The 13,105-nt window shown below is 32.1% G+C and carries 14 protein-coding genes; 9 read left to right on the top strand and 5 right to left on the bottom strand.

Annotated features, from left to right (window positions below):
- The 3 genes from B3J44_RS07740 to B3J44_RS07730 all read right to left on the bottom strand — a co-directional run.
- Positions 1–251, bottom strand: a 251-nt coding sequence (locus B3J44_RS07740; protein WP_414654773.1) for a putative quinol monooxygenase, incomplete at its 3' end; no start/stop codon positions are given.
- A gap of 137 nt (positions 252–388) precedes the next feature.
- Positions 389–907, bottom strand: coding sequence for a hypothetical protein (locus B3J44_RS07735; protein ID WP_286967567.1), 519 nt, complete (start codon positions 905–907; stop codon positions 389–391).
- Positions 908–945: 38 nt separating this feature from the next.
- Positions 946–1,773: an SAM hydrolase/SAM-dependent halogenase family protein gene (locus tag B3J44_RS07730; RefSeq protein WP_198858109.1), complete on the bottom strand. Its 828-nt coding sequence runs from the start codon at positions 1,771–1,773 to the stop codon at positions 946–948.
- A 263-nt stretch (positions 1,774–2,036) separates the two neighbouring features.
- On the opposite strand from B3J44_RS07730, the gene B3J44_RS07725 reads away from it, so the two are divergent.
- From B3J44_RS07725 to B3J44_RS07690, 8 genes are all read left to right on the top strand, one after another.
- The gene (locus tag B3J44_RS07725) at positions 2,037–2,987 is read left to right on the top strand and encodes a PhoH family protein (protein ID WP_144212431.1); all 951 of its coding nucleotides are present in this window, start codon (positions 2,037–2,039) and stop codon (positions 2,985–2,987) included.
- A gap of 127 nt (positions 2,988–3,114) precedes the next feature.
- On the top strand, positions 3,115–3,477 hold the full coding sequence (locus B3J44_RS07720; protein ID WP_286967563.1) for a DUF1801 domain-containing protein: 363 nt from the start codon (positions 3,115–3,117) through the stop codon (positions 3,475–3,477).
- 138 nt (positions 3,478–3,615) lie between these two features.
- Positions 3,616–4,446, top strand: coding sequence for a Cof-type HAD-IIB family hydrolase (locus B3J44_RS07715; RefSeq protein ID WP_198858111.1), 831 nt, complete (start codon positions 3,616–3,618; stop codon positions 4,444–4,446).
- 115 nt (positions 4,447–4,561) lie between these two features.
- Positions 4,562–5,155: a hypothetical protein gene (locus B3J44_RS07710; protein WP_286967560.1), complete on the top strand. Its 594-nt coding sequence runs from the start codon at positions 4,562–4,564 to the stop codon at positions 5,153–5,155.
- 90 nt (positions 5,156–5,245) lie between these two features.
- Entirely contained in the window at positions 5,246–6,199 is a 954-nt protein-coding gene (locus tag B3J44_RS07705) for a phosphoribosylaminoimidazolesuccinocarboxamide synthase (protein WP_198858113.1), read from the top strand.
- 279 nt (positions 6,200–6,478) lie between these two features.
- On the top strand, positions 6,479–6,859 hold the full coding sequence (locus B3J44_RS07700) for an ankyrin repeat domain-containing protein (protein WP_198858114.1): 381 nt from the start codon (positions 6,479–6,481) through the stop codon (positions 6,857–6,859).
- Positions 6,860–6,989: 130 nt separating this feature from the next.
- Positions 6,990–8,120, top strand: coding sequence for a glycoside hydrolase family 26 protein (locus B3J44_RS07695; RefSeq protein WP_286967558.1), 1,131 nt, complete (start codon positions 6,990–6,992; stop codon positions 8,118–8,120).
- 146 nt (positions 8,121–8,266) lie between these two features.
- Entirely contained in the window at positions 8,267–8,668 is a 402-nt protein-coding gene (locus tag B3J44_RS07690) for an ankyrin repeat domain-containing protein (RefSeq protein ID WP_286967556.1), read from the top strand.
- A gap of 60 nt (positions 8,669–8,728) precedes the next feature.
- Here the strand turns inward: B3J44_RS07690 and B3J44_RS07685 are convergent, their stop codons facing one another.
- On the bottom strand, positions 8,729–9,265 hold the full coding sequence (locus B3J44_RS07685; protein WP_286967554.1) for an SRPBCC family protein: 537 nt from the start codon (positions 9,263–9,265) through the stop codon (positions 8,729–8,731).
- A 382-nt stretch (positions 9,266–9,647) separates the two neighbouring features.
- Between B3J44_RS07685 and B3J44_RS07680 the strand changes: the two genes are divergently transcribed.
- Positions 9,648–10,028, top strand: a complete 381-nt coding sequence (locus tag B3J44_RS07680) for an ankyrin repeat domain-containing protein (protein WP_286967552.1) — start codon at positions 9,648–9,650, stop codon at positions 10,026–10,028.
- 161 nt (positions 10,029–10,189) lie between these two features.
- Here the strand turns inward: B3J44_RS07680 and B3J44_RS07675 are convergent.
- On the bottom strand, positions 10,190–13,105 hold a 2,916-nt coding region (locus B3J44_RS07675; RefSeq protein WP_286967550.1), incomplete at its 5' end, for an efflux RND transporter permease subunit.

Below are 13,105 nucleotides of genomic sequence, written 5' to 3'. Positions count from 1 at the left end.
GCATTGAATAGTTTTTTTGTAAAACCCCAAACGCTATTAAAGAGTTCAGAATTTCTATAATTTTCCAAATCTTCTTCGGTTTCCCAATAACTGTAGGTAAAAAAGACCCCTTTATCAGTTTTGTCCTGATACAATTCTAAAAAACGATTTCCTTCGGCATTTCGTATTTTCTCTTTCACTGATTCAAAATTCTCCAGAAAATCTGGGATTTTTTCTTCGTGAAAACTCATTTTTACTATTCGAACAAACATGTTTGTAATTTAAGATTTTAGATTGCAGATTTTAGGTTTTTTTAAAGTCTAAAGTTTTACAGGTGCGCAAAAATACCAAATTTGATTATTGTTTTTTCTTTAAAGAATCATTTATTATAAAAAAACATCTTGAGTGACTAAGTTGCCTTAGCTATGGCATTTAAATTAAAAAGCTTTTGCCCATTTTCATCAATAAATTTCTTTAGCTTTTCACCATGAAAACTTTTTAGAAAGTCCCAATTGCTTGCATTTATGCCACAATTTCCATTTTTATTAATATTTGGAAGAATTTCCAGATTACCCATAAATTCTAAATTGTCACGGAAGAGCATAAAATCTTTTCGCCAAATTACCAATGAGCACGAACCTAAAAGGCATGGTTTTATTTCAGGATGTAAAGACCACATTTTTTCTAATTCGTGTTCTGAATAATTGTACGAGTTTTTCTTAGTCATATTTCCAACACCAAAAAAGCTCAAATGTTCAATATCATCTAGTGTTGGTTTTTCTGTTTTATTATAATCTAAAAGGCAAAAAGTAAAGTTTTGTGGACTTCGATCTTTATTCACATCGGTGCAAAGAAGAATTTTATATTTGTTCTCTCCATTAATAAATGTTAAAAGGTCTCCTTGATTTACATCTTTGATTTTCGTCATTAGATTTCTTATTGAAGAGAAAAAAAATATTTTAAAAACTAAGAAAACTTAATTGTAATCACATCACGATAATTCAATCCAAGAAGACTATTTGCAGAACCCACTTTAGAAGGATTGCTTCTGAAAATAGCGATTTCTAGAAAACCAGCTTCATTAAAAATGGCCAGTTTTTCTCCTTCATACGTTTTTATCGGATATTTATCTGAAGTAGCAATCGCAGAGTAATTTGGCAGAATCGTTTTGATGTTTTTTGGCTTCATCACGATTTCATATGGACGTCCTCGCGAAATTTCTAAGAATTGTTTTTTAGAGATATTCGTTACCACGTTTCCAAAATGGTCAATGTAAATGATATTTCCTTTTATAGAATTTCCATCATCTGCTACAAGAGCTTGCAATTCGGTAGCTTCTTTAATGGCAGGAATTTCTTTTCCAATTACATTCAGCAGACCTCCTTTAGATAAATGAGAAGCGACTTGAATAAAGATGTCTAAATCTGTTGCTTCAATCGGGAAACGATCGTGAATATTAATTGCCACAATTTTCTGCGGAACGATTTTCTGCGTAAGCATGCTTAAAATACCATTATCGGCACAAATAAAGAAGTGATCGTTCCATTGCATAGCGATATGCTGGTTCTCCTTATTGCGCTCAATATCGACACCAATAAGATGAACGGTTCCTTTTGGAAAGCTCATGTAAGCTGCTCCGATAATGTAACTCGCCTCGGCAGTATTAAAGGGATCAATGTCATGAGAAATGTCAATGATTTGAACCTCTGGATTTTCAGAAAGTATTTTACCCTTCAGCGACCCCACAAAGTGATCTTTCAAGCCGTAGTCTGTAGTAAGGGTAATTATTGACATAATTTTGTTTATAACTATTGATAGTATTTAAATCTAAATTTCATTAAATTTGAGAAATGCAAAGCTAGTAATAGTAAACACAAATTGAAAGAAAGAAAAGACAATTTGTATTTTTTAAAGTTTTTGCAAGTTACAGTATTTATATCCAGAAGATTAAGTTTGATTTAGAAAAAAACTAAAAACTGCGATCGAAAACTGAAACTAAAATAGACCCGACAACCCCTAAATAATAAAAGGAATTATTTAATTTAAAACTACTTCATTTGAACGAAAGAATAATCGAGCTAGTAGATATTGCACCAAAAGAATTTTGGGGCGCGCAGGACAGCCATTTAGAAATCATTAAAAAGTATTACCCAAAGCTTAAAATCGTAGCGCGAGGGACAACTTTAAAAGCATTTGGCGAAAAAGAAGTTTTAGACGAATTCGAAAAAAGATTTCAAAGATTAATGCTTCATTTTACACGTTACAATAATATTGATGATAATGTAATTGAGCGTGTCATAATGAGTGATGGTCAAGAAGAAAAAAGAGCTTACGATCATGACAAAATCTTAGTTCATGGTGTTGGCGGTAAGATTATCAAAGCAATGACACCAAATCAGCAATTGTTGGTTGATACTATCAAGAAAAACGATATGGTCTTTGCTATTGGTCCTGCTGGAACCGGAAAAACGTATACCGGTGTCGCTATGGCGGTTAAAATGCTAAAAGATAAAGAAGTAAAAAGGATCATTCTGACGCGTCCTGCGGTAGAAGCCGGTGAAAATCTTGGTTTTCTTCCTGGTGATATGAAAGAAAAACTGGATCCTTATATGCAACCGCTTTACGATGCGTTGCGTGATATGCTTCCGAATGAAAAATTAGAGGATTATATTTTGAAAGGAATTATTCAGATTGCGCCACTTGCTTTTATGCGTGGACGTACGCTTGATAATGCTTTCGTAATCCTAGATGAAGCACAGAACACCACACACTCACAAATGAAAATGTTTTTGACCCGTATGGGAAAAAACGCAAAATTTATGATTACGGGTGATCCTGGGCAGGTCGATTTACCAAGAAGAACAATTTCTGGTCTTAAAGAAGCGATTCTAGTTCTGAAAGACATTGAAGGTATCGGAATTATTTATCTGGATGATAAAGATATCGTACGTCACAGATTGGTTAAAAAGGTAATCGATGCTTACAAACAAATCGAGAATCACGATTAATTATAAATTTTAGTGAAATGTTAAATGTAAATCGTGAATTGTGTTTTAACATTTATTAATATTCGTTTTGTATGTTTTCTTTTGAAAAGTGCAAAACGAATATTTTTTTGAATTTTAATTAAAGAAAGTGAAACAATTAGATGATTTCTACCTTAATCAACAAGAACCCATAAAAGGGATATTTCTAGCATTAAAAGAAATTATTCTAAGACAAGATCAAGACATTACAAATACTTTAAAATACGGAATGCCCTTTTTTTCTTATAAAGGAAAAATGTTCTGTTATTTATGGATTCATAAAAAACTCAAAAGGCCTTATATTGGAATTGTAGAAGGAAAACATTTTGATGAAGATTTTCTGATTCAGGAAAATCGCTCACGAATGAAGATTATGATGTTTGATAATAATGAAGATTTGCCTTTGGAACAAATAGAAGCTATAATCCAAAAAGCGATAAATTTATACAAAACTGGAATTGTTAAGATTTAAAATGTTTAAACAGCAATATTTAACGGAATAGTTAAATAAATAATAAACTTACCTCAATTTTGGCTTTCAAAGCCTGTAATCTTTGTCTAACCGAGCTTAAAGCCGTAAATTTGCAATTCTAAATATTGGAATATTAATATGACAAAACTTAAAAATATAAAAGTTGTAGTAAGTGACCTTGACGGAACTTTACTCAACCCACAACACAGAATTTCAGATTATACTAAATCAATTTTTCAAGAACTTCATAATCAAGGTTACTTAATTATTGTAGCTACAGGACGTCATCATCTTGATGCAATGGCAATTATAGACACACTTGAAGTGCCAGTTTATCTTGTAAGTTCTAACGGAGGAAGAATCCATTCGCCAAATAGAGAAGAACTTTTTGCTTTCAATTTAGACAGCGATGTGGTTAAAGCGGCTTTGAATATAGAAATTGACCCAGATGTTACAGTTGTGTTATTCAAAGAAAATGTATGGCAGACTAATAAATGGAATGAAAGATTGAACTCTTTTCAAGCCGAATTAAAATACCGTCCAGAATTGGTAGATTATAAAACAATTGAAGATTTTAAAGCAATCAAAATTTTCTTTTCTTGCGATAATCACGAGAAATTGGTAAAAGTTAGAGATGCTGTTTTAGCTAATTCTTCAGAACATTTGCATCACGCCTTCAGCTTACCAACTTGTTTAGAGTTTATGGATAAATCTGTAGACAAGGCAGTTGCAATTGAAAAAGTATTAGAAAAAGAAGGTTTTACTTTGGATGAGGCAATTTCGTTTGGAGATGGTTTTAATGATTTGCAAATGTTGTCTGCAACCGGAAAAGGTTTGATTATGGGAAATGCGCCTTCAATTTTAAAAGATGCTTTACCTGATTTGGAAGTAATTAAAACAAATGCAGAAGACGGTGTTGCAAAATATATTGCATCTAAAATTTTAGATAAAGAGTTTGCAACAACTTAATTTAGAATGTTTTATATTCAGTTTTGTCGCTGAATACTAAATAATAGTTATTTTTATAAGAGCTAATTCGCAGAGAGTTAGCTCTTATTTTTTTAACCTTAAATTTGTTTTAGCAATGAAAAGATTTTTACTTCAAGTTGAACGAAATTGCATTTCGGGAGCATTGGTTTTATTACCGCTTTTAGTTTTTTTTATTTTGTTAGAAAAAGTTTGGAAGTTCTTTCAGAATTATGGCGAAAAATTTGCACATTTTCTTCGTTTAGATCTTGTATTAGGAAAATATGCAACTGATATCGCAGGCGGAATTATTTTGTTAGCTCTAATTTATTTTAGCGGTTTTCTAATGCGATTATCTCTTTTAAAAAGATTTACAAAGTGGGTAGACGAGAAATTAATGATCTTTTTGCCAGGTTATGAAAAGAATAAAAAAGAAGCAGAAGAAAAATTATTAAAAAGAAATAAAGAACCTAAACCCATAACAGATTTGCCTATTTTGTTTAAAAATGGAGATTTTTGGCAACCGGCCCATTTAATTGAAGAAGATAAAAATGGTTCAGCTGTGATTTTTGTTCCAAATGCGCCAGCTAAAGATCAAGGACAGATTCTAATTGTCAAATCAACCGATTTTAAAAAATTGACAGACACAACACTTTCTAGTTTAGATGAGTCAATAAAATCTTTTGGCAAAGGAATTTTGAGCTTTAAATAATTTGCAAAAATTGAACTGATATTTTCTTTGTTTGCTCTCTCAAATAGTTTTAAATTTGCATTCATTAAAAACAACACAACTAAAAGGATAATGAGTAATACAATCACAACTACAGATTTTAATTTCCCGAATCAGAAATCAGTTTACCGCGGAAAAGTTAGAGAAGTTTATAATATTAATGATGAACTTTTAGTAATGGTGGCAACGGATAGACTTTCGGCTTTTGATGTAGTTTTGCCAAAAGGAATTCCGTACAAAGGACAAATCCTGAATCAGATTGCAACAAAATTTATGGAATTGACGCAAGATATTGTTCCAAACTGGCTGATTGCAACTCCAGATCCAAACGTTGCTGTTGGACATTTATGTGATCCTTTTAAAGTAGAAATGGTAATTCGTGGTTATTTATCTGGTCACGCTGCTCGTGAATATGCTGCTGGTAGAAAACAAATTTGTGGAGTTACAATGGCAGAAGGTTTAAAGGAAAACGATAAATTTCCAGAACCAATTATTACTCCAACTACAAAAGCTGATAATGGTTCTCATGATGAAGATATTTCTCGCGAAGACATTTTAGCAAAAGGAATTGTTTCTGAAGAAGATTATTTAGTTTTAGAAAAATATACTCGCGCTTTATTTCAAAGAGGAACTGAAATCGCTGCAAAACGTGGATTGATTTTAGTGGATACCAAATACGAGTTCGGAAAAACAAAAGATGGCGTAATTGTTTTAATTGATGAAATCCATACTCCAGATTCTTCTCGCTATTTCTACGCTGACGGTTATGCTGAAAGACAAGAAAAAGGAGAGGAGCAAAAACAATTATCTAAAGAGTTTGTTCGTCGTTGGTTAATCGAAAATGGTTTCCAAGGTAAAGACGGACAGCAGATTCCAAATATGACTGACGAATATATTGAGTCAGTTTCTGAAAGATATATCGAATTGTATGAGAATATTTTAGGAGAGAAATTTGTTAAAGCTGATATCGACAATATTGATCAACGTATTGAGAAAAACGTATTAGATTACCTTTCTTCAAAATAATAATTTCGATTTAAGCTAAAAATAAATATATAAAAAGCCTTGCTGAAATAAATTCAGCGAGGCTTTTTTTCGTTTAAATAGGTTTTCGATATGAAATCTAATCTGAAATTATCCCAATTTAATTATGCGAAAAGTGCAATTGAGCCTATCTGATTGCAGTTCTTTGTCTTTTTTAAGAAAAATTATTTTTTTTTTTCATTTTTAATGCAACGTTTTATGTATAATGAGCGTCTAACAAGTAATCATCACAATCATTAATCATTAAACAAGTAATCAATCATGAAAAAGACAGTAATCATTCTAGGGACGGCTCTTGCCGTATTTGCAAATTTTGCAGCAGCTTCCAATCATAAGCTGGCAGTTAAAAATCAAATTGAAATTTCAGATTATTTCTCATCGCCTTTGCACATAGCTGTGTGTAATGGAGATGTTGAAACCGTAAAAAAAAGCATTGAGTATGGAGCAGATGTAAATAAAATTGTGCGAAATATGACACCTTTAATGCTTGCAGCTCGATTTAATAATGTAGAAATTGTGAAAATCTTACTGGCAAATGGAGCTAAACCTTCCATAGAAAACGAACATGGATTACGAGCATTAGATTATGCAAGATATTCAAAATCGACAGAGGCTGAAGCTGTTTTAAAAGGACTGAAGTAAAGATTTTTAATGTAAAAAAAAGAAAAGCATTATCTTTATTTTGATAATATTGGTCAACGTATTGAATAAAACGTATCAGATTGCCTTTCTTCAAAGTAATAATTTTGGGTTTAAACTAACTTTTTAAGCCATGAAACTTATTACTAAAAAAAATGCCCTATTAGTTTGTCTTACTGTAGGGTATTTTCTTTTTGCGCAAATAGATAAAAATGCGACAAAAGAAACTAAAAACTTATATCAGAATCTAAAAATCATTTCAAAAAAGCATATTCTTTTTGGACATCAGCACGCTCTTGAATATGGACATGGGTGGAGTAATGAGCCTAATCGATCAGATGTAAAGTCGGTTACGGGTTCGCATCCGGCTGTTGTTGGTATAGATTTTAGCGATTTTTCGGGTCGTTCTAAAGAACAGATTGAAAAAACAAAAGAGGTTTTACGAAAAAATGTAATCGATACTTATGAAAGAGGCGGAATTACAACAGTTTCTTGGCATTTTAATAATCCAGCGTCTGATGGCGGATTTTACTGGAAAGATGGAATCTCAACGGCTTCAATGTCTTTAATTAAACCTGGAGGTCCTAATAACGAACAGTATAAAGAAATTTTAAAAACTATTGCCGATTTTGCACATTCTGTAAAAGCAAAGGACGGAAAGCTTTCTCCAATGATTTTTAGGCCTTTTCATGAATTTGATGGTGATTGGTTTTGGTGGGGAAAATCACATACTTCTCGAGAAGATTTTATTGCCGTTTGGCAGTTTACGATTTCTTATCTGAGAGATACTTTAGGAGTTCACAATTTTATTTATGCTTTTTCTCCCGATAATCAATTTAATTCTGAAGCAGAATATTTAGAGCGTTATCCAAGCGATGAATTCGTTGATATTTTGGGCATGGATGATTATGCCGATTTTGGGCGTGATGGAAAATATGATTTAGAAGCTGGTTTGAAAAAATTAAAAATATTTTCTGATTTGGCTGTAAAAAGGAAAAAAGTAGCTGCGTTTACAGAAACTGGTTTAGAATCAATTCCTAATGAAAATTGGTGGACAAAAGTTTTACTTAAAACTTTAAAATCTGAAAATCTGCAATTGGCTTATGTTTTAGTTTGGCGAAATGATACCACAAGTCCAACTCACTATTATGCACCTTTTCCTGGACAAATTAGTGAAACCGATTTTATAAAATTTTATAACGATCCTTTTACATTATTTGAAAAGGATTTGAAGGATATATACAGCAAGAAGTTTAAGATATAATCTATTTTTGCATCAATAAAGAAACGCAATTTTGGCCTGCCTAAATTGCGTTTTTTTATTTTTTCTCCTTATTCGTGCAACCTAATGCTCTTTTTAGTCGTCTAAATAGAAAATCATCATCATCAATCATTTAACAAACAATCATTATGAAAAAAGCAGTAATTATTTTAGGGCTAATTTTCATTTTTACAAATGAAATAAAAGCATCAAATTGTGAACTAAAAATTGAAAATCAAACGGAATTTTCAATTTATTCGAACTCTCCATTTCATCTAGCAATTAGTAAAGGCGATATCGAAACGGTCAAGAGATTTATAAAGTATGGAGCCAATATCAATAAAATAGTAAATAACATGACGCCCTTGATGGTGGCTGCACGATTTAATCAAGTAGAGATTATTAAAATTTTACTCGAAAATGGGGCAGAACCTTCACTTGAAAATGAAAGAGGTTATACCGCTTTGCATTTCGCTGAGTTTGGAAAATCTGCAGAATCGATTGCTATTTTGAATAAAGCGAATATTGAAAAGAGTAGAAAACATAAATGAAATGAGAAAGAGCAATTCAAATAAATGAATTGCTCTTTTTTCTTTTAAAACTCTGAAAAATTATTCCATTATATCTTTTAAATTTTCTAGACCTTTTTGCAGATCATTTCCTATCAATTGGTCCATTTTTAGCATTGGAAGCATAATATTTGTTGGATATGGAATTACACCGCTAATTCCCCATCTCACTTTTGTTTGGTTATCTGAAATAGGTTCAGTAGACATAAATCCTACAGCATTATCTTCCATAGGCTTCTTAAAACGGAGCGCAAATTCGAGACGTCTGTTTTCTGTTATTTTTGTAATCTCTTCTTCACCAACACCAACTTCTTTCACATTGCTTTCCCAAGAAGAAATAGAACCTACAGCACCATCAGCTCCTTTATAATGAACTTTCATTTTTGGATCCATATTGGCCCAAACGCTAAACTCATTTTGATTTTTTAGTGATCTCACATATTTGAAGATACTATCAGCTGGTTTGTTAATCGTAATTTCCCTTTCTACCGAATATTCTTTTGGCATAAAATAAGCTGCAATCAAGACAATTGAAATAAATAGAATGAGAATGACTAGTAATCTTTTAATAAAAATCATGGTTTTTGTTTTAAGGTTAGTAGTTTTTGAATTGTTTTTTTCCTTCTTAATAGAAGTTATAGGGCTTTGCAACTATACTTGTATGTTTTTGATTTTTAATCTTATAGTAAATTTAAAAAAATAATTGTGAGTTTTGAAATGATACCGATTTTAAAAAGATCAAAAAAAAATAAGATTTATTGTAACATTTTTGTTTTTATGTAGTCTATTATAGTAAAACCAGTAATTTGGTAACGTTTGGGTTCTTTAATTATCGTTTTATTAAGTAAGTGTTAAGAATTGGTTAAAACATGGTACTTTGTAATGCATAATACGATGAAATAAATTACTTTTACATCAGAATTAAAATCATCAACAATCAATTAATAAACAATCAATCATTATGAAAAAATCAGTTATTTATTTAGGACTAGCTTTGGTAACATTTGGAAATGTAGCTATGGCTTCAAATGAAGTTTCAACTGCTAAAAATCCAGTTGAATTAGTAGAATATGCAGCAAACCCTTTAAATGTTGCAATTAGTAAAGGAGATATCGTAGCTGTGCAAAAATTTATTGAGTACGGTGCAGATGTAAATTTAATGTCTGAAGAGCTTACGCCTTTAATGACTGCTGCACGTTACAACAAGTACGAAATCATTAAAGTTTTATTGGCAAATGGTGCAAAACCAAGTACAAAAAACGAAAGTGGATTTACTGCATTAAGATATGCAGAATTATCAAATGCTGCAGAATCAATTGCGCTTTTGAAAGATTTGAAATAACAGTTTAAAAGTTTTGAGTTAGTAAAAAGACCTTTCTGAGCAAAAGGTCTTTTTTTTGTTTTAAAATTAAGTTTCTAAAACAAAAAAAGCATCATTACTAGAATGATGCTTCTTCCTTTTTAAATCCCAACAAATTGATTTAAAACTAAATATTTTGCGTCCTATTCAAGTGGCACATCTTTTTTTCTATTGAATACCCAAAATAAGATCGGGAATACCAACAAGGTTAAGACTGTTGCTGTCATTAATCCGCCAATAATTACAATAGCAAGCGGTTTTTGAGATTCTGAACCAATTCCTGTTGAAATTGCCGCAGGCATAAGACCTATAGAAGCCATTAATGCTGTCATCACTACTGCTCTTGTTCTGGCTTTGACTCCTCTAAAAATAGATTCCTCTAGCGAGTATTTTGATTTGAGATTATGATGGAATTCGGATATTAAGATTACTCCATTTTGTATACAAATTCCTAGAAGCGCAATAAATCCAACTCCAGCAGAAATTCCAAAATTCATTCCTGTAAGATGAAGCGCAATGATTCCGCCAATAATAGCAAACGGTACGTTGGCTAAAACAAGAAGAGAATCTTTAAAGTTTCCGAACAAAATAAATAACAGAACAAAAATTCCAATTAAACTGATAGGGACAACTTGTGCCAAACGTGCACTGGCACGAACTTGGTTCTCAAATTCTCCAGTCCAACCTGTTGTATAACCAGCAGGAAGTTTCAATTTATTTACTTTAGATTGTGCTTCTGCAATTGTACTTCCTAAATCTCTATCACGAACAGAGAATTTAACTCCAATAAAACGTTTTGTATTATCTCTGTAAATAAATGCTGGACCAGTAATAGTTTTAATGTCGCAGATTTCTTTTAAAGGGATTTTTATTCCGCTAATAGTTGGAACTTTAATTTCCTCTAAATCTTTCTCATCTTTTCTGTATTCTTTTGAAAAACGAACACGAACATCAAATTTCTTTTCGTCTTCATACTTTTCAGTTGCTGTTTTTCCTCCAAAAGCTAACTCTAAAACAGCTTGAGCATCGCTTAAAGTTACGCCGTAAGCAGCCATTTTTTCTCGATCTAAAATAACGCTTATTTCTGGCTGGCCAACATTTCTTAAAATACCTGCATCTTTGATACCTGGAATATTTTTAATCTGAGCTAAAACTTCATTTGCTAACTGATCTAATTTATTCAAATCATCACCATAAATCTTAACCGCATTTGAGGCTTTAAATCCAGCTACCGATTCGGCTACGTTATCAATTACCGGCTGAGAATAGTTATAAGTGATTCCTTGATGAACTTTCAGTTTCTCATCCATTTCGTTAATCAGATCGTCCATAGAAATTTTACGTTTCCATTGCTTTTGCGGAATTAAATCAACTTGCAACTGAATAAATCCAAAACCATTAGGATCGGTTCCGTCATTGCTTCGTCCGGTTTGAGACAAAACTTTCTTTACTTCAGGAAAACTCTCTAAGTCTTTTCTAATTATTGCAGCAGTCTTAACACTTTCAGGAAGAGAAGTACTCATAGGTAACTCGGCAGTAACCCATAATGCGCCTTCATTTAATTGAGGTAAAAATTCTGTTCCTAAGAAACCTGCAGAAAAGAAAACAGCAGCTAGTATTCCGATAGAAGCGATTAAAGTTTTTACTTTATGTTTAAATGTCCATGCAAAACCTTTAGAAACAATTCGATCCCAAAAATTAACAAACGGATTGTGTTTTTCTTTCACATTTTTATTCAATAAAATATGCGATAGAACTGGAACTAAAGTTAATGTAAATATCAGTGCTCCCAATAATGCAAAACCTAATGTAAAGGCTAAGGGAGAGAACATTTTTCCTTCTACTTTTTGAAATGAGAAAATAGGCAGTAAAGCTGTAATAATGATTAGTTTTGAAAAGAAAATAGCTTTACCCATTTCTGTTCCTGTTCTCTTAATTAAGCTTCCCTTGGCAATTTTATTGAATTTTTCCATTCCCAATTGATGCGCTCGATGGTCTAAAACCACAAATAGCCCTTCAACCATTACGACGGCTCCATCAATGATAATTCCAAAATCGACAGCTCCCAAACTTAATAAGTTAGCGCTCATTCCCATCATTTTCAAACATAAAAATGCAAATAAAAGTGAAAGCGGAATTACAATGGAAACTGTAAAAGTAGTTCTCCAGTCGGCCATAAAAAGAAATACGACAACAGTAACCAGAATAATACCTTCAAACAAGTTATGCATTACGGTTTCGGTCGTGAAATTCATCAGATTATCGCGATCGTAGAAAGTTTCAATTTTAATGTCTTTAGGTAAAACATTATCATTAAGATCTTTGATTTTTGCTTTGATTAAAGCCAAAGTTTCCTGCGGATTTTCTCCTTTACGCATTACTACAATTCCTTCAACTTCGTCGTCGTTATCTCCAAGACCAGTTTGTCCAACTCTTGGCATTGCACTTTCGTAAACATCAGCTAGATTTTTTACCAAAATAGGATTTCCTCCGGCATCATCAACGATAATATTTCCAATGTCTTCTTTAGATTTTAATAAACCTACACCACGAACGACAAAAGCTTGTCCGTTTTTCTCAATAACATCACCACCAACGTTTAAGTTTCCAGAATTTACAGCATTATAAACTTGCAATGGAGTAATATTATATTTAGCCAATTTAATTGGATCAACTCCAACTTCATAGGTTTTAGTTTGGCCTCCAAATACATTTAAATCGGCAACACCTGGAAGAGAGCGAAGCTGTTTATCAATTACCCAATTTTGGTAAGTCAATAATTCCCTACTGTCTCTGCTTTTACTTTTTACAATATATCTGAAAATTTCTCCTGTAGGTCCGTATGGCGGTTGTACGTCTGGTTCTACATCATCTGGAAGAGAAACATTCTTCAATAAATTGTTTACTTGAAAGCGAGCAAAAGTATCATCAACACCATCATCAAAAATAATTTTGATAACCGATAATCCAAACATTGTAATACTTCGAACGCTTGTTTTCTTTTGAACAGAATTCATTGAAATCTCAATTGGAGAAGTCACGAAGCGTTCTACTTCTTC

This window comes from Flavobacterium sp. UBA4854, from assembly GCF_002399805.1.
GTDB lineage: Bacteria > Bacteroidota > Bacteroidia > Flavobacteriales > Flavobacteriaceae > Flavobacterium > Flavobacterium ginsengisoli.
Note: the sequence above shows the minus strand (reverse complement) of the source record. Positions and strands in the feature narration are given on the sequence as shown.

Coding starts and splice junctions, on each gene's coding strand:
- B3J44_RS07735 (WP_286967567.1), bottom strand. CDS start 907: ATGACGAAAATCAAAGATGTAAATCAAGGAGACCTTTTAACATTTATT.
- B3J44_RS07730 (WP_198858109.1), bottom strand. CDS start 1,773: ATGTCAATAATTACCCTTACTACAGACTACGGCTTGAAAGATCACTTT.
- B3J44_RS07715 (WP_198858111.1), top strand. CDS start 3,616: ATGACAAAACTTAAAAATATAAAAGTTGTAGTAAGTGACCTTGACGGA.
- B3J44_RS07710 (WP_286967560.1), top strand. CDS start 4,562: ATGAAAAGATTTTTACTTCAAGTTGAACGAAATTGCATTTCGGGAGCA.
- B3J44_RS07705 (WP_198858113.1), top strand. CDS start 5,246: ATGAGTAATACAATCACAACTACAGATTTTAATTTCCCGAATCAGAAA.
- B3J44_RS07700 (WP_198858114.1), top strand. CDS start 6,479: ATGAAAAAGACAGTAATCATTCTAGGGACGGCTCTTGCCGTATTTGCA.
- B3J44_RS07695 (WP_286967558.1), top strand. CDS start 6,990: ATGAAACTTATTACTAAAAAAAATGCCCTATTAGTTTGTCTTACTGTA.
- B3J44_RS07690 (WP_286967556.1), top strand. CDS start 8,267: ATGAAAAAAGCAGTAATTATTTTAGGGCTAATTTTCATTTTTACAAAT.
- B3J44_RS07685 (WP_286967554.1), bottom strand. CDS start 9,265: ATGATTTTTATTAAAAGATTACTAGTCATTCTCATTCTATTTATTTCA.
- B3J44_RS07680 (WP_286967552.1), top strand. CDS start 9,648: ATGAAAAAATCAGTTATTTATTTAGGACTAGCTTTGGTAACATTTGGA.